Below are 15,092 nucleotides of genomic sequence, written 5' to 3' on the forward strand. Positions count from 1 at the left end.
ATGAACAACACCAGCAATTCGTATCGTATCGATGATATGGGCGTTGCACGCCTAACCATTGACAGCGGCGGGCCGCTCAACATCATCAGCAGCGCCACCGCGCTGCAACTGGCCGAACGCTTGCGCCAGCTCGCCAAGGAGCCGTGCGCACGCGTGGTCGTCATCGAAGGCTCCGGCGCCAAAACCTTTGTAGGTGGCGCGGACATCCGGGAACTGGCGGCCTTGAAGCCAGCGAGCGCGCGTGAATTCATCAGTGCGTTGCATGCCATGTGCGAAGCCGCCAGGGATCTGCCGGTACCCAGCATCTGCGCGCTTCCCGGGTGGTGCATCGGCGTCGGTCTGGAACTCGCCGCATCCTGCGATATCCGTATCGCCGCGCAGAACGCCCAGTTTGTGATGCCCGAGGTCAAGATCGGCATTCCTTCCGTGATTCAGGGTGCGTTCCTGAGCCGGCTGGTTGGCGACGGCCATGCACGCTGGCTGATGCTCACCGGCGAGGCCATCGACGCCGATACGGCGCTGGCCTGGGGGCTGGTCGCAAAGGTGGTTCCCGTCGAGGCGCTCAAGGCTGCGGTCGATCGGATGGCGCTTTCTCTTGCCGAGCTGGCGCCATCGGGCATGCGAGCCCAGAAGCGCGTGCTGCGCACCAGCGAGGCGCCGTACCTGACCGATGCGATGCAGCACAGCATCGAGATCTTCGGCACGGCCTACGAGTCGCAGGACCCAGAACTGCTGATGCGCGCCTTTCTTTCCAAGAAGGGCGCTGTCCGCCACTAGCCCGAGGACGCTTCCCCTTGCCTCCAAGGGAGGCTTCCAAGTGCGACTTTATGCGACGCGGCGGGCGTTTTGCGCCTGCGCACGAACCACTGCTTCTATATCAACCCAAGGAGACTTTCATGAAACGACGGCTTCTCATTCTCGCTGGCGCCCTGAGCACCACCATCGCATACGCCCAGCCGGCATACCCCTCAAAGCCTGTCACCCTCGTCGTCGCCTATGCGCCAGGCGGCATGACGGACATCCTGACGCGCAAGGTTGCCCGCGATCTCCAGGAATCCCTAGGCCAGCCCTTCATCGTCGAGAACAAGGCCGGCGCGACTGGCCAGATCGCCACCGAATACGTCGCTCGGCGCCCTGCCGATGGCTACACGATCCTGGTTGGGGCAACGAGCCACGTCATCAACCAGGCGCTGAAGAAGTCGCTGCCCTACGATCCGCGCAAAGCCTTTGACCCGGTGGCGCTTCTGGCGGTCAGTCCCAATCTGATCTTGGCCAATGCGAAGCTCAACATCAAGAGCTTCGCCCAGCTCAAGGGCTATGCCGAGGAGCACAAATCGCTGCCGTTCGGAACGGCCGGTACCGGGGGCGCGCCGCATATCGTGGGCGAGCTGCTCAAGTTCAAGAGCGGACTGCCGTTCAACCACATCGCCTACCGCGGTGCGGGGCCAGCCATGGCCGATCTTGTCTCGGGTCAGGTGCCGTTTGGCGTCTCCGAGTCCGTGACGGCCGATGCCTACCTCAAGGACGGTCGGATAGTGCCGCTGGCGGTTGCGTCGGCCAACCGAAGCAAGCGCTATCCGGATGTCCCGACGCTAGACGAGCTGGGCTACAAAGGCATCGATCTCTCCACATGGGTCGGCGCCTACGCACCGGCTGGAACCCCTTCCCAGATTCTCAGCAAGCTCAACGAAGGCATCCGCCAGGCGATCGCCAAGCCGGATACCACGGAATACATCCGTTCCACCGGCTCCGAGCCGGGCAACCTGAAGCTGCCGGACTATGTGCGCTTCGTGAACGCCGAGTTCGACAAGTGGAAGAGCGTGATTCAGCAAGCGGGAGTCAAGGATGAGTGATGCAAGCAACGTGGCTCAGGAGTCGCCCGAGGCGCGATTCCTGCAGGAGCTCGCGACAGGCGAACCCAAGGTGCAGTGCTGCCAAGGCTGCGGCAGGCGCTTCTACTACCCGCGGATCCAGTGTCCGCATTGCCGAAGCGACGATTACCAATGGGTCCCTATGAACCGGGGCGGGACGGTTTATTCGTACTCGACGTTGTTCGGTGCCCCGGGGTCCGAGCCCTACAACGTCGTGCTGGTGGACATGGACGACGGCTTCCGGCTCATGTCAACCTGCCCGGGTGCGACCATGAACATGGGCTGGATAGGCGCGCGCGTGCAGGCCAGGTCCGACCTTGACGCCCAGCCGCCGCGACTTGTTTTTGGAAAGGCGGCCTGACCATGGATTGGGACAATACCCTGCGCGGCAGCATTGCGATCACGGGCTGCGCCACCTACGGCATAGGCAACGCTGGCGGGCAGACCGATCTGGAGGTCTGCGCGCGCGCCATCGATGGCGCGTTGAAGGATGCTGGACTTAGGCATGAGGATATCGACGGCTTCATGACCGCGGGCCTGAGCTCGTCGATGTGGGTCGTGAAGCTGGCCGAATACGTAGGCATCCGTCCGCGTTTCTCCGACAGCACGCAGATCGGTGGGGCCTCGTTCGTCGGGCATCTGCTGGTCGCCGCCGCAGCGATCCGGGCGGGCCTTTGCCGCAACGTGGTGATCGCCTATGGTGCCACGCCGCGGGGCGGCAAGAGTGTCTCGGCCACGTCGCCGGCGCGCGCGGCCATGGACCCGTACCCGTTCGAGGATCCCTTCAAGCCGTTCAACCCGCCCACCAGCTACGCGCTGGCGGCGACACGCCACATGTATGAATTCGGCACCACGCGCGAGCAACTCGCCGAAGTCGCCGTTGCGGCCCGCAAATGGGCGAACCTCAACCCCGAGGCGTTCCGTAAGGGCGATCTCACGGTGGCCGACGTGCTTAACGCACGCCAAGTGTCCACGCCGTTCACCACGCTCGACTGTTGCCTTGTCACGGACGGCGCCGGCGCGATCGTGGTGCGGGCCAGCGAACAGTCGCAGGACGGTCCGTCGCAGCCGATTTATGTGCTGGGCACAGCCATGGCGCACCACCACCGGCAGATCTCCTGCATGGAAAACCTGACGGTGACCACGGCGCAGGTCACGGGTAAGCAAGCCCTTGCGCGGGCCGGCGTCGGGCTGGAAGAAATCGACGTCGTGCAGCTCTATGACGCCTTCACCATCAACCCCATTCTCTTCCTGGAAGACCTGGGCTTCTGTGCCAAGGGCGAAGGCGGCGCATTCGTTTCCGACGGACGGATCGCGCCCGGCGGCAGCCTGCCCGTCAACACCAACGGCGGGGGGTTGTCGTGCGTGCATCCGGGCATGTACAGCATGTTTGGCCTGATCGAGGCTGTTCGGCAACTGCGCGGCGGTTGCGGTGCGCGGCAGGTGGCAGGCGCCGAATTGGCGCTGGTGCATGGAAACGGGGGCGTTCTGAGCGCCCAGGCAACCACCATTCTTTCGAAAGCGTGGAACTAAATGTTGAACGGAAAAGTAGCTATCGTGACCGGCGCAGGTGCTGGTATTGGGCGATCGATCGCCATGCATCTTGCGAGCCTGGGTGCCAGCGTCGTGGTTAACGATCTGAGTGTCTCCCTCGACGGAAAGGCTCAGTCGGACAACAACGCCAGCGCCGTGGTGCGCGAGATCGAGGCCGCCGGCGGCCGCGCCGTGGCCAATACCGACTCGGTCGCAGACTATGCCGGCGCCGAACGCATGGTAGCCCAGGCCCTGGACTCGTTCGGTCACCTGGACATCGTGGTTAACAACGCCGGCATCGTGCGCGACAAGATGTTCTACAAGCTCACGCCTGATGACTTCGACGCCGTGGTCAAGGTCCATCTGTACGGCACCTTCAATGTGAGCCGTGCGGCCGCCGATCACTTCAAGGAACGCGGCGAAGGCAGCTACATCCACATGACGTCGAACTCGGCCGTAATCGGCAACCGCGGACAGTCGAACTACTGCGCGGCCAAGTTAGGCATCGTCGGCCTTTCCAAGGCTATCGCTCTGGACATGCGCCAGCACAACGTGCGCTCCAACTGCATCGCGCCGCTGGCTTGGAGCCGAATGACCGAGACTATTCCCGCAAAGAATGAGCAACAAGCCAAGCACATCGAGAAGATCCGCCGCATGTCGCCGGACACGATTGCCCCGCTCGTCGGCTTCCTTGGATCGGACGCTGCCAAGGAAGTGTCGGGCCAGATCTTCGCCATCCGCCTGAACGAGATCTTCCTGATGTCGCAGTCCAGGCCCATTCGTTCCATCCATCGTTCCGAGGGCTGGGATACGGAGACCATTGCCAGCCACGGCATGGCCGCGCTCAAGCCATCGTTCATGCCCCTGGACACCTCGGCCGAGGTGTTCGCCTGGGATCCGGTGTAAGCCCGATGTCGCTCGACTACCAAAAGCTCAAGGCGGCATCCTTGCCTCCTATCGAGGAGCAGCTTTCGGCCGACAAGTGCATCCTCTACGCCCTGGGCGTGGGGGCCGGCCTAGGCGATGCGGAGCAGGCCGGGCGCGAGGTCGCGCTCGTTTTCGAGGAGCGGCTCGAAGTGCTGTCGGCCATGGCCTGCGTCGTAGGATACGCGGGCTTCTGGATGCGCGATCCGCAGTACGGCCTTGACTGGAAGCGGGTGGTCCACGCCGAGCAGCGCATGCGCTTCCTCCGCGCCCTGGAGCCAGGCGTCCAAACGCTCGGTACCACGCGGGTGAAAAGTATTGGAGACAAGGGAGCCGACAAGGGCGCTGTGGTCGTCATCGAACGGCAACTGCGCGATGCGTCGGGGCAACTGCTGTGCGAAATGGAGCAGGTCAACTTCTGCCGAGGTGATGGCGGCTATGCCAAGGGCGATCCCACGCTTTGCGACGCGCTGCCCGAGGCGATCGACAGGCCACCGTCCCGAGCCGCGGACGCGGCGATTTCCCTTCCATCCAGCCGCAATCAAGCGGCCATATACCGACTTACCGGCGACCGCAATCCGTTGCATGTGGACCCCGCGGCGGCCCAAGCGGCCGGCTTTGCGCAGCCCATCATGCACGGCGCGGCCTCCCTTGGGATGGTGAACCGGGCGCTGCGGCTCTCAGGGGGCCCGGGACAGTCCGCAGTGCTGGCCAGCCTGGACATCCGTTTCACCGGGGTGTTTTTTCCCGAAGAAATCATGCTGGTTGAGATCTGGCACTCCAGCCCGGCGGCCTCGTTTCGGTGTTCCGTGGCGAGCAGATCGCAGGAGATCGCTTACGGCAGCGCAACCTGGAGGGATGCGCCATGAGCATGTTCAAGAACAAGGAGTTCGACCTGGCCGCCGCCGTGGCGGACATTCCGTCGGGCGCTTCCATCTTCGTCGGCGGCTTCGGCGGCTCGGGAATTCCCGCGCGCCTGCTCCAGGCGCTGTGCGAGACCACGTCGGCCAGTGACCTGACGCTGATCAACAACAACGCCGGCGCGGGCGATCCCAGCTTTAACCGCCTGGTGGATACCGGGCGCGTCAAGCGGCTGGTCTGCTCCTACCCGCGCATGCCCGGCTCCGGCAACATCCGCAAGCTGGTCGAAGAGGCCCAGGTGATCCTGGAGGTCATGCCGCAGGGCACCTTGGTCGAGCGCATGCGCGCCGCTGGTGCGGGCCTGGGCCCATTCTTCACGCCCACTGGCTACGGCACCGCTTTCGCCGAAGGCAAGGAATGCCGCGTCGTCAACGGCAAGGGCTACGTGCTCGAACATCCGCTGGCCGCTGATTTCGCATTCGTGCGCGCCTCTGTGGCCGATCAAGTCGGCAACCTCGTGTACCGCTATGCGCAGCGCAACTTCGGCCCGGTCATGTGCATGGCAGCCACCGTGACGCTGGTTGAGGTCGAGCAACTGGTGGCACCGGGCGAGCTTGATCCTTGTCAGGTCGTGACTCCGGGCATCCTGGTCGACCGGATCGTGAGGATATGAGCATGCACACATTGTCACGCGAAGAATTGGCGCGCTTGGTGGCGCACGACCTGCCCGATTTCTCCTCGGTCAATCTGGGCATAGGCATGCCCACGATGGTCGCCAGGTACCTGATGCCGCAATCTGGTGTGCAGTTGCACAGCGAGAACGGCATCCTCGGCATGCGGGATCTGCAGGCGGACGAGGCCGAAGATTCCGATCTCATCAACGCCAGCAAAGAATTCATCCGGCTTGCGCCGGGCGCGTCGATCTTCGACCACGCGCTGTCGTTCGGCATCATGCGCGGCGGCCATCTCGACGTCACGGTACTAGGCGCCTTCGAGGTGTCGAGCAACGGCGATCTAGCCAACTGGTCGCTGGGCGAGTCGGATCCACTGCCCTCGGTGGGCGGCGCTATGGATCTGGCGCAGGGCGCGCGCTCGGTCTGGGTGATGATGGAAACCCGCACTCGCGATGGACAGTCGCGTCTGCGCAGGCAATGCACGCTGCCGCTCACGGGGCACGGCGTCGTCAGCCGGGTCTATACGGAACTGGGCGTTTTCGCCGTGTCGAGCGGCGCCTTCCGACCGCTCGCTCTCGTGAAGGGAGCGACTGAAATCGCTGTCCGCAGCAGTATCGACGGCGCCTTGCAATGGACGGACGACTATCGCGTCATTGCGTCCGGTGAGAGCGCCACACCAGATGGAGGTCAAGCATGAATATCCGAGACAACACGGATGGGGCGTTCCTGGCGGACGTCGAACAGTGGCTGGATGCCACCCTGGCACGGATGCGCACGCGGTTTGCACCGCACGAATGGGTCCATGCCGAATGCCGCACGGCCTGGAATGCCGAGCTCTGCGCTGCGAATCTGGTGGCGCTGGACTGGCCGCGGGAACTCGGCGGCAGAAACCTGTCGACCGCCGCGCTGATCAAATTCCATGAAATGTGCGCCGTGCGCCGCGCGCCGCAACCGCTTAACAGCATCGCGCACTCGATCTTGGCGCCCACCTTGCTGAAGTTCGGCACTGAGGAGCAAAAGCGCAGCTTCCTCGAAGGCATACGACTTGGCACGGAGGTATGGTGCCAGGGGTATTCGGAGCCAGGTTCTGGCTCGGATCTGGCCTCTGTGAGGACGCGCGCAAGTCGAGAGGGCGATGGCTGGGTGGTCAATGGCCACAAGGTCTGGACCACCCAGGCGCACGCCGCGCGCTGGTGTTTTGCCCTAGTGCGCACCGATCCGGACAGCCGCGCCCACAAGGGTCTGAGCTTCATGCTGGTGGACCTGAAGGCCGCGGGCGCGCGCGTCGAGCCTATCCGGCAGATCACCGGCGAGGCCGATTACAACGAGGTATTCCTGGAGCAGGTCCATGTTCCAGACGGTAATCTGGTCGGGGCACCGGGTGACGGCTGGCGCATCGCCATGGCGGCCGCCGAGTACGAGCGCGGCATCTACTTCCTGCCCCGGGTCATCCAGTTGGAGGCCGAATTGCAGGAGGTCGAGACGCTGTTCGAGCGCGCGGCCCCAGCGGAGCCGGCAAGTACCCGGCTTGCGGCGACGCTGGCAACGCTGTCCGACACCTGCTTTGTGATCCGGTGCCGTGTCGACGCCATTCTTCGTCGCGTTGCCACCGGCAGCACACCGGGCACGGATGGCACGGTGCTCAAGCTCTTATGGAGCGAAACCCGCCAGGCCTTGCAGGAGATTCGCATGGAATTGCTTGGCGAGGCCGCCATGCTCGGCCCGGACAGCGGCGGACGTTTTTCCGAAGCTGCGGTCGCCACACGCGAGTTCCTGTGGTCGCGCGCCGAAACTATCGTCGCAGGAACCTCGGAAATCCAGCGAAACATCATCGCCGAGCGCGTGCTCGGTCTACCGAAAGGTTAGCAATGTCGGCAATGCCTGAAACATCAGAATTCGTTCTCGCCTCTGCGTTCGAGCGGCTGGTCTCGGAACAGCACCCCATCGTGCTGGTCCGCGATGTAGTCCAAGCGGACGCGAGCCTGAATCCCAAGCTGCTGCAACTATGGCGCGAACTGCACGACGGTGGCTGGCTCAGCCTGGGAACCGAGGCCATGCGGGCCGAAGCCATGCCGGAACTCGCTCGCATGGGCGAGGCCTCGGGACGCAGCCTTCTCAGCGTGCCTTTCGCCTTCACGTCGCTGGTGCTGGCGCCGCTGGTCGAGGCGACGCCCAACCTGGCCGACGAGTTCCTCACGGAGCCCCTAGAAGCGGGGCCGGTCTCCGGCCGGATCGACCTGGACAGCAGCGCTGGACCACTGCTGTTCGATTACGTCGGTCCCCGCGCCGGCTACTACCAGCTCGCCAAGAGCGGGCCGGCGATCGTGCTGCGGCGATACCTCGCGGCGTCACAGCCGGTGGATGGCCTGGATGCGGGTGTTCCCGTGCTAGCCTTCGCCGCCAGCGATGTGCGAAATGCGGCAGAGCGCAGATTAGACGCCCAAGCCAAAGACGTCGTGCAGTTGCTCCACCCGTTCTTCGTGTTCCAGTATGGCCATTTGCTCGGCGCAGCCGCCGCAGCATTGGATAGCGCAATCGCTTACGCTAAGGAGCGGCGCCAGTTCGGGCGCGCCATCGGTGAGTTTCAGGCGGTGAAGCACGAGTTGGCCAATGCTTGGGTTGCGTTGGACAACGCACGCTATGCGATCAACGCGCTTGCGCAGGCGGACGGCGCGCAGGCGCTTCAACGATTGCTGGGCATCACGGACCGTCTCGTTGCGGCGGGAACCAAGCTGGCCACCCGGGTGACTGTTCAGATCCACGGCGCCATCGGATTCGCCTGGGAGCACGACGCCCACCTGTACCTGAAGCGCGTTTACAAGACCTCTGCACAGATGACTCACATCGCTGGGCAGCTTATTGCGATTTGCTTGAATGAAGATTCAATGAACTGCAAATAGCGCAAAAATTCCCTATCCGCCACCTGCGATCGACTCAAAAATGGCGGAATTGTCCGCTAGTCTTACTGTGTCGTAAGTGTCTTCTCTCATTTGCCCTTCCACAGCAAGGACACTGCCCGAGGCGGGCGATCAACTGGTAGCTCAGGCGTTGGCGCAGGCTCGTGATTGAGGTCGCCACGTGGCGCTGCGCGCGCAGGACTGCCGCGGGGGATGTAATCCTTGGGAAGGGCAGGCACTTGGCGTTCGATGAAGTTTTTTTTACCGCCGACAGACTTGTCGGCAATAAGACGTTCTGCCATCAGGAATCCGTAGGCCGCGATGCTCAAGGCAGCATGGTGGTGGAATCCCCGCCAGCCTCGGCCCTCGTAGTGCCCGAGGCCGAAGTCCTGCTTCAGATCTTGGTAGTCGCGCTCGATACGCCAGCGCTGATGGGCGACACGGACGAGTTCGTCGATGGTGACGTCCTCGGGTAGCGTAGACAAGAAGTACTTGCTCGGCTCTTCGTCTTTCTCCGGCCACTCGATGAGCAGCCATTGCTCGGGACGCAGACGTGCCTTGCCCACATTTCCGCCAGCGTGGCGCACCCGCACGGCAGCGAAGCGCTCGCGCAGCGGTATGTTGGTGCCCTCTCGCCAGGTGACGGTCTGGAACTCTTCGGACGGCAATGACATCGCCAATGTCTTGACACTTATGGGCTGGAGGGTGGCTGTGCGCCGAGGTACTACGGGAGGGCGACCCTTGCCGCTGTACCGCTTGGGAGGCAGCGGCTGGACTCCGGGCGGCCAGACCACGACGGCCGAAGTGACACCGACCGCGTAGAGCAAACCCATGTCGCTGAGCGCCTGACGAAAGGCGTTGTCCACGCCATAGCCGGCATCGGCCAGCACGCAGTAGTGCGGCGCGCCTTCGTCCAGCAGAGTGCGCAATTGCCGCAGCGCGATCTGCGTCTTCGTGGCGAAGCGCACCTCCTCGGGAACGCCGGCCTTGGCACGTCGTTCAGTATCCGCCGCCCAGTCCTCGGGCAGGTACAACTGCCAGGCCACGGGCAAGCTGCCCTGATTGCTTGCAAGCGAGATGCTGACGGCCACTTGGCAGTTGTCCTGCTTGCCCAGCACCCCGCAATACTGGCGGGTGACACCGACCGAATGGCGGCCCTTCTTCGGGAACCCGGTGTCGTCGATGATCCACCAGCCGCCTTGGCTGAAGTCCATCTTGGGCATCACCCACTGGCACACGCGACGCAACATCTGGCTATCGGACCACTCGGCCTTGGCCACGAAGTGGTGCAGTGACTGGTGCCGCGCGCTGGCGTACATCGGATCCACTCGCGCGGCCATGGGCTCCACGCTCTTGCGAGACAGGGGGAGCATCAGGCCCGTGCAGTAGCCACGAAGGCCAGCATGCCGGTCCGCGTGTCCCAAGCCCTCGCTCAGGTGCTCCATGTAGCTATCGAAGCGCTCGGCTGCATTCATCGATCCCCCGGCCCGAAGTCCAGAAGATCGAATTATGTCACTTATGACACAGTAAGACTAGAGCAGTAGCCCACGCATCTGGCCAGTTGGGGCGATGAGCTGCTTCCACACCGCTGGCAGTCATGCCCACAACCCGCACCTTCAGTCGGCTAACGTCGGATCGACGAGAAGACCGCACTTGCGCGGAATGCTAGCTTCCTTCCTACTATGCCCGTGCACGCCATAAATAGCAGCCTCTTTCCCCGTCGATCCAGATGGCTGCGAACCTCCAGCCAATCGCCTTCAGACACCCGCGCCAAATAGTCCACCGCCAGATGCACGGTCGCGACCGGCAAGCCCAGGGCCTGCGCTGCGTGATAGCCCATTGCGTTGTCGACCAGACTAGCCACTGCACCACCATGCACTGCCTCCTGATGATTGAGGTGCTTTTCGTGCACCCTCAAACCGATAGTGATTCCGCCGTCGCGCTCCTCGCGCGCATACAGCGGCCCCATCGACTCCATAAAAGGGCTCTTTGCCCGATATGACTCAAACCCTGGCGGAATAACTCGCATCAAAGTCCTGGTGGTTTCTTCAGCCAAAGCTTGCCTCGCATGCGGGCACCATTTGTCCGCGCCCATTGAATCCAATAGGCAGGTGGATGAGCATCAATCGTGTGAGCTGTTGCCAGCAGCCATGTCCCAGACCTTCTGTGCGATCGGGCTCTGCTGTTCCTCGATGATGTGCGCCATCAGGCCGACCGTGCGACCGATCATGGTCAGTGCCTTGCCTAGCTCGGGTGTCAGCCCCATGTCGAGCACGATGGCGCCCTTGGCTCCCGTGGCGTTGAGCGGAATCTTGCGACCCGACAGGCGGGCAGCGGCAGCGGCCAGCTCCACCGCAAAGCGCGAGTGGTAGCCGTAGTAGCCGCATTCCTTGGCGATCTCGAACATCCTTTCGCAGCGCGGGTCGCCGTCCACGTGGATGGGGTGGCCAACGCCGGGAATCTTGCGCTTGGCGGCCTTGTTGGCCTTGACGCACTCCTCGGCGTAGGCACGCAGTTCTTCGTCGGTGTAGCTGTCCTGCTTGGGCAACGCGTCGCGCAGAAAGCGCGCGCTGTACTCGATGACGCCCAGGAAGCGGCTGCCCGCGCCCAGCAGGCCGGCGGCCAGCGCGCCCTGCATGGCCTCCGGGGCGCCGTGCAGCGTCAGGCGCGACGACAGGGCGCTGGGCGTGAGGCCGTGGTCGGTGGCGCTGACCAGGAACAGGTTCAGCATGCGCTTGAGATTGGCGTCGGGGAACTTGCCCAGCAGTTCCAGGGCCAGCACGTCGATGAAGTCGCGATTGAACAGGTCGTTGACCAGGTCATGGCCGCGCACCAGGATGGAATGGGCGTCGCCGCCGCCGATTTTGCTGTCGAACATGGATAACTCCGTGACTTGATGCTTCATTGGGGCCGGTCCGTCACTCGATGACGGCATCCAGGGCCACCACGCCCTGGCCGTCGTTCAGCACGACCAGCGGGTTCACTTCCAGCGATTGCACACTGTCGCCCAGGGCCAGGAACAGCGCGGCAATGCGCTGCATGGCGTCCAGCAGCGCGGCGCGGTCGCGCGCGGGCAGGCCGCGGTGGCTGGCCAGCCGCCGGGCGATGCGCGTCCTGTCAAGCGCGCGTTCCAGCACGGCACGGCCGGCCGGCAGGTGGCAGCGGGCCACGTCGGCCTCGACCTCCACCCACACGCCGCCCGCGCCCACGGTCAGCACCGGGCCGAAGACGGCATCTCGGTGGATGCCGACCAGCAGTTCCACGCCGTCCGTCACCATTTCCGACACCAGCACGCCCCGAACGGCCTGCTGAGGCACCCGGTGCTGCTGCGCGTTGGCCATGATGCGTGCAAAAGCGTCGCGCACCTGTTCCTCGCTGCGCAGATGCAGTTGCACGCCGCCGATCTCGCTCTTGTGCAGCACACCGTCGGCCACGAGCTTGAGCGCCACCGGAAAGCCGATCCCTCGCGCTTGCGCGGCGGCTTCTTCCGCCGTGCCGGCCTGCTCCTCCCGGGGCGAGCGCACGCCGTATTCCGCGAGCAAGGCCTTGGCCTGCGCCTCGTTGCAAGGCAGTGGCACCTGCGGCGCCACCGCCGGCAAGCCTGCCACCTCGGACTCTGACTCGTCGCCGCGGCTTGCCTGTTGCGCATACCAGCTGCAGCGCTTGAGCGCCAGCATGGCGTTGCGCAGGCTGTAGAACGGCGCGAAGCCCTCTTGGATCAGCAGGTCGTGCGCGGGTCCGCGGCGGCTACTCATCCATACCGGCACGAAGGCCTTGCTGCCGCCGCGGGCCACGTCCAGCATGTTGCGCACCGTGCCTTCGGTGGTGGCCGCGTAGTTCGAGGTGATCGGATACAGCACCACGTCCACCCCAGGATCGGCGAACAGCGGCGTGAGGCAGCGCTTGGCCAGCAGGGGGTCCACCAGCGCCTTGGTGGTCAGGTCCACCGGATTGGTCAGCGCCGCGTAGGAGGGCGCATGTCGCGCCATCTCGGCCACGGTGGCCTCGGCCAGCGTGGCCATGGCCAGGCCCGCCTCGCCCACCTTGTCGGCCGACAGCACGCCCGCGCCGCCCGACGACGAGTACACACAGATCCGCTGCAGGCTGCGCACGCCCACGCGCGAGATCAGGCCGGCCACGTCGAGCAGCTCGTCCAGGTCTTCCACGCGGATGACGCCATACTGCGAGAACACCGCATCGTTGACCACGTCCTCGCCGGCCAGCGAGGCCGTGTGCGACTGCGCGGCCTTCTTGCCGAAGTCCGAGCGACCGATCTTCAGCGCGATCAGCGGCTTGCCGGCGCGGCGCGCGGCCTGCGCCGCCGCCACGAAGCGCGGGCCGCTCTTGATGCCCTCCATCACCGTGCAGATCAGGTCGGTGGCGGGGTCGTTCGCCAGCCAGTGGATGAAGTCGGCGCTGTCCAGATCGACCTCGTTGCCGGTGGAGAACCAGCGCGAGAAGCGCACGCCGCGCTCGTCGCCCTGCATCAGCGAGCGGCCGAGGCCGCCGCCCTGCGTCACCAGCCCGATGCGCGACAGTGCGCCGCTGCGGCCGTCGTTGCGGAACTCGGTGGAGAAGGTCAGCCCCAGTCGCGGCGCCAGCATGGTCATGCCCGCACAGTTGGGGCCGTAGATGCGCATGCCGGTGCGCTCGGCCAGCGCGCGCATCTCGGCTTCGACCGAGCGGCCGGCCTCTCCCAGTTCGGCGAAGCCGCCGGTGAACACGATGGCGTAGCGCACGCCCCGGGCCGCGCAGGCTGCCAGCGTCTCCATGGCCGACTCGGCGGGCACCAGCAGCAGCGCCACGTCGATGCCATGGGCAGGCACGTCGCCGACGCCAGGGTACAGCGTCTTGCCCTGCAGTTCGCCGCCCTTGGGATTGACCAGGTACACCTCGCCCGCAAAATCCGAATGCTCAAGCACGTTGAGCACGGTGGTGTGGCCCAGCGTGCCCGGCGTGGTGGAGGCGCCGACGATCATCACGGAGCGCGGCTGCGTCAAGGCCGCGAGGTTGTCGAAGCGGACAGAGGTATCGATGGTGGGCGGGTTCATGCGGCCTCCGTTCTGCACTTCATCAGTGTGGTCCATTCGGTCTCGGCCACCACCTCGTCATGCTGGTTCTTGACGATGCGGTGCATCACCACGCGGCCCGTGTCCGGGCGCTTGGTCGACGGCGTCTTCTCGCCGATGCGCAGCTCCACATGCAGGGTGTCACCGATGAAAACGGGCTTGCGCCACTGGCAGCGCAGCTCGGTCAGCGCCAGGCGCGCGCCATCCATCAGCCGGTACACCGGCATGCGGGTGGTCAGGCCGGAGGCAATCGCCAGGGTCAGCATGCCGTGGGCGGCGCGCTGGCCAAACGGGTGGTCGGCTGCAAACACTGCATCGGTGTGCAGCGCGTTGTAGTCGCCCGAGAGGCCTGCGAACTGCACCACGTCGGCCTCGGTCACCGTGCGGCGCGGACTTTCCCAGCTCTGGCCGGTCTGCAGATCGTCGAAGTACAGGCGCCGGCCCAGGTGCTCGTCCAGATCGAAGGGCGTGCTCATGCGTAGCGCCCTCCGCTGACGTGCACGGTCTCGCCGGTGGTGAAGCCGGCTAACCTGGACGCCAGGAAGGCCACGGTGGCTGCCACGTCGGCCGGGTCGCCGAGCCGGGCCACGGGGGTGTTGGACTTGGCGCGCTGGGTCAGCTCTTCGTAGTCAGGCCGCTTTTGCATACGCGGCGTGGAAATCACGCCCGGCGCGACGGCGTTGGCGGTGATGCCGAACTTGCCCGATTCGAGCGCCAGCGAGCGGGTGAAGCCGATCAGTCCCGCCTTGGCCGCCGAGTAGTTGGTCTGCCCCGGATTGCCGAGGTGCGCGCGCGAGGCGATGTTGACGATGCGGCCGAAGCGGTTTTCCATCATTAGAGGCAGTACGGCGCGCGAGCAGTGGAAGGCGCCCATCAAGGTCACGTCGAGCACCGCATGCCAATCTTCTTCGCGCATCCTGGTCAGGTAGCTGTCGCGCGCAAAGCCCGCGTTGTTGACCAGCACGTCCACCTTGCTCCAGCGGTTCACGACCTGCTCCACGGCGTTCCCCACCTCGTCCTTGCTGGTCACGTCGGCGCGCACGCCCAGCGCCTGGCCGCCCATGGCGGCGAGTTCCCTGCAGGCCGCGTCAATGGCCTCCTGGTTGGTGTCGCACACGACGACCTTACAGCCTTCCTGCACGAATCGCTGGGCCATGGCAAAGCCCAGCGTGCCCGCACCGCCGGTGATGAAGGCGGTGCAATCTTTCAATCCCAGATCCATGACCAATATTCCATTTGATGAGTTATTCGGCAGAGCGAAGT

Annotated in this window: 16 protein-coding genes; 10 read left to right on the plus strand and 6 right to left on the minus strand. The window is 64.7% G+C overall.

Annotated features, from left to right (window positions below; genetic code table 11):
• The 10 genes from P7644_RS17615 (at position 1) to P7644_RS17660 (ending at position 8,763) form a co-directional block, all read left to right on the plus strand.
• Positions 1-777, plus strand: coding sequence for an enoyl-CoA hydratase (locus tag P7644_RS17615; RefSeq protein ID WP_404300537.1), 777 nt, complete (start codon positions 1-3; stop codon positions 775-777).
• 119 nt (positions 778-896) lie between these two features.
• The gene (locus tag P7644_RS17620) at positions 897-1,853 is read left to right on the plus strand and encodes a Bug family tripartite tricarboxylate transporter substrate binding protein (RefSeq protein WP_404300538.1); all 957 of its coding nucleotides are present in this window, start codon (positions 897-899) and stop codon (positions 1,851-1,853) included.
• Positions 1,846-2,232, plus strand: coding sequence for a Zn-ribbon domain-containing OB-fold protein (locus P7644_RS17625; protein ID WP_404300539.1), 387 nt, complete (start codon positions 1,846-1,848; stop codon positions 2,230-2,232). The genes P7644_RS17620 and P7644_RS17625 overlap by 8 nt, the downstream gene beginning before the upstream one ends.
• Positions 2,233-2,234: 2 nt before the next feature.
• Entirely contained in the window at positions 2,235-3,404 is a 1,170-nt protein-coding gene (locus P7644_RS17630) for an acetyl-CoA acetyltransferase (RefSeq protein ID WP_404300540.1), read from the plus strand.
• Complete coding sequence (locus P7644_RS17635) at positions 3,405-4,310, plus strand: SDR family NAD(P)-dependent oxidoreductase (protein ID WP_404300541.1); 906 nt, start codon at positions 3,405-3,407, stop codon at positions 4,308-4,310. It begins immediately after the preceding gene.
• 5 nt (positions 4,311-4,315) lie between these two features.
• Positions 4,316-5,197, plus strand: coding sequence for a MaoC/PaaZ C-terminal domain-containing protein (locus P7644_RS17640; protein ID WP_404300542.1), 882 nt, complete (start codon positions 4,316-4,318; stop codon positions 5,195-5,197).
• A 2-nt stretch (positions 5,198-5,199) separates the two neighbouring features.
• Positions 5,200-5,862, plus strand: coding sequence for a 3-oxoacid CoA-transferase subunit A (locus P7644_RS17645; RefSeq protein ID WP_404303246.1), 663 nt, complete (start codon positions 5,200-5,202; stop codon positions 5,860-5,862).
• Positions 5,859-6,560, plus strand: a complete 702-nt coding sequence (locus P7644_RS17650) for a CoA-transferase (protein WP_404300543.1) — start codon at positions 5,859-5,861, stop codon at positions 6,558-6,560. The genes P7644_RS17645 and P7644_RS17650 overlap by 4 nt, the downstream gene beginning before the upstream one ends.
• A complete protein-coding gene (locus P7644_RS17655; protein WP_404300544.1) occupies positions 6,557-7,729 on the plus strand; it encodes an acyl-CoA dehydrogenase family protein in 1,173 nt (390 codons plus the stop codon). The genes P7644_RS17650 and P7644_RS17655 overlap by 4 nt, the downstream gene beginning before the upstream one ends.
• A gap of 2 nt (positions 7,730-7,731) precedes the next feature.
• Positions 7,732-8,763, plus strand: coding sequence for an acyl-CoA dehydrogenase family protein (locus P7644_RS17660; RefSeq protein WP_404300545.1), 1,032 nt, complete (start codon positions 7,732-7,734; stop codon positions 8,761-8,763).
• 86 nt (positions 8,764-8,849) lie between these two features.
• On the opposite strand, the gene P7644_RS17665 is transcribed toward P7644_RS17660, so the two are convergent.
• The 6 genes from P7644_RS17665 to P7644_RS17690 form a co-directional block, all read right to left on the minus strand.
• Positions 8,850-10,235 (minus strand): IS701 family transposase, encoded by a 1,386-nt coding sequence (locus P7644_RS17665; RefSeq protein WP_404300546.1) that lies wholly within the window; start codon positions 10,233-10,235, stop codon positions 8,850-8,852.
• A 149-nt stretch (positions 10,236-10,384) separates the two neighbouring features.
• Complete coding sequence (locus tag P7644_RS17670) at positions 10,385-10,816, minus strand: PaaI family thioesterase (RefSeq protein ID WP_404300547.1); 432 nt, start codon at positions 10,814-10,816, stop codon at positions 10,385-10,387.
• Positions 10,817-10,882: 66 nt separating this feature from the next.
• Positions 10,883-11,638 carry a citryl-CoA lyase gene (locus P7644_RS17675; protein WP_404300548.1) on the minus strand — a complete coding sequence of 252 codons (756 nt, stop codon included), beginning with the start codon at positions 11,636-11,638 and terminating at the stop codon, positions 10,883-10,885.
• A 40-nt stretch (positions 11,639-11,678) separates the two neighbouring features.
• Positions 11,679-13,811 carry an acetate--CoA ligase family protein gene (locus P7644_RS17680; protein ID WP_404300549.1) on the minus strand — a complete coding sequence of 711 codons (2,133 nt, stop codon included), beginning with the start codon at positions 13,809-13,811 and terminating at the stop codon, positions 11,679-11,681.
• A complete protein-coding gene (locus P7644_RS17685) occupies positions 13,808-14,305 on the minus strand; it encodes a MaoC family dehydratase (protein ID WP_404300550.1) in 498 nt (165 codons plus the stop codon). Before P7644_RS17685 ends, P7644_RS17680 begins: the two co-directional genes overlap by 4 nt.
• The gene (locus P7644_RS17690; protein WP_404300552.1) at positions 14,302-15,051 is read right to left on the minus strand and encodes an SDR family NAD(P)-dependent oxidoreductase; all 750 of its coding nucleotides are present in this window, start codon (positions 15,049-15,051) and stop codon (positions 14,302-14,304) included. The genes P7644_RS17685 and P7644_RS17690 overlap by 4 nt, the downstream gene beginning before the upstream one ends.
• Between the last annotated feature and the right edge of the window lie 41 nt (positions 15,052-15,092).

This window comes from Alicycliphilus denitrificans (genome assembly GCF_044792555.1).
Lineage (GTDB): Bacteria > Pseudomonadota > Gammaproteobacteria > Burkholderiales > Burkholderiaceae_C > Alicycliphilus > Alicycliphilus denitrificans_A.

Coding starts and splice junctions, on each gene's coding strand:
- P7644_RS17615 (WP_404300537.1), top strand. CDS start 1: ATGAACAACACCAGCAATTCGTATCGTATCGATGATATGGGCGTTGCA.
- P7644_RS17620 (WP_404300538.1), top strand. CDS start 897: ATGAAACGACGGCTTCTCATTCTCGCTGGCGCCCTGAGCACCACCATC.
- P7644_RS17625 (WP_404300539.1), top strand. CDS start 1,846: ATGAGTGATGCAAGCAACGTGGCTCAGGAGTCGCCCGAGGCGCGATTC.
- P7644_RS17630 (WP_404300540.1), top strand. CDS start 2,235: ATGGATTGGGACAATACCCTGCGCGGCAGCATTGCGATCACGGGCTGC.
- P7644_RS17635 (WP_404300541.1), top strand. CDS start 3,405: ATGTTGAACGGAAAAGTAGCTATCGTGACCGGCGCAGGTGCTGGTATT.
- P7644_RS17640 (WP_404300542.1), top strand. CDS start 4,316: ATGTCGCTCGACTACCAAAAGCTCAAGGCGGCATCCTTGCCTCCTATC.
- P7644_RS17645 (WP_404303246.1), top strand. CDS start 5,200: ATGTTCAAGAACAAGGAGTTCGACCTGGCCGCCGCCGTGGCGGACATT.
- P7644_RS17650 (WP_404300543.1), top strand. CDS start 5,859: ATGAGCATGCACACATTGTCACGCGAAGAATTGGCGCGCTTGGTGGCG.
- P7644_RS17655 (WP_404300544.1), top strand. CDS start 6,557: ATGAATATCCGAGACAACACGGATGGGGCGTTCCTGGCGGACGTCGAA.
- P7644_RS17660 (WP_404300545.1), top strand. CDS start 7,732: ATGTCGGCAATGCCTGAAACATCAGAATTCGTTCTCGCCTCTGCGTTC.
- P7644_RS17665 (WP_404300546.1), bottom strand. CDS start 10,235: ATGAATGCAGCCGAGCGCTTCGATAGCTACATGGAGCACCTGAGCGAG.
- P7644_RS17675 (WP_404300548.1), bottom strand. CDS start 11,638: ATGTTCGACAGCAAAATCGGCGGCGGCGACGCCCATTCCATCCTGGTG.
- P7644_RS17680 (WP_404300549.1), bottom strand. CDS start 13,811: ATGAACCCGCCCACCATCGATACCTCTGTCCGCTTCGACAACCTCGCG.
- P7644_RS17685 (WP_404300550.1), bottom strand. CDS start 14,305: ATGAGCACGCCCTTCGATCTGGACGAGCACCTGGGCCGGCGCCTGTAC.
- P7644_RS17690 (WP_404300552.1), bottom strand. CDS start 15,051: ATGGATCTGGGATTGAAAGATTGCACCGCCTTCATCACCGGCGGTGCG.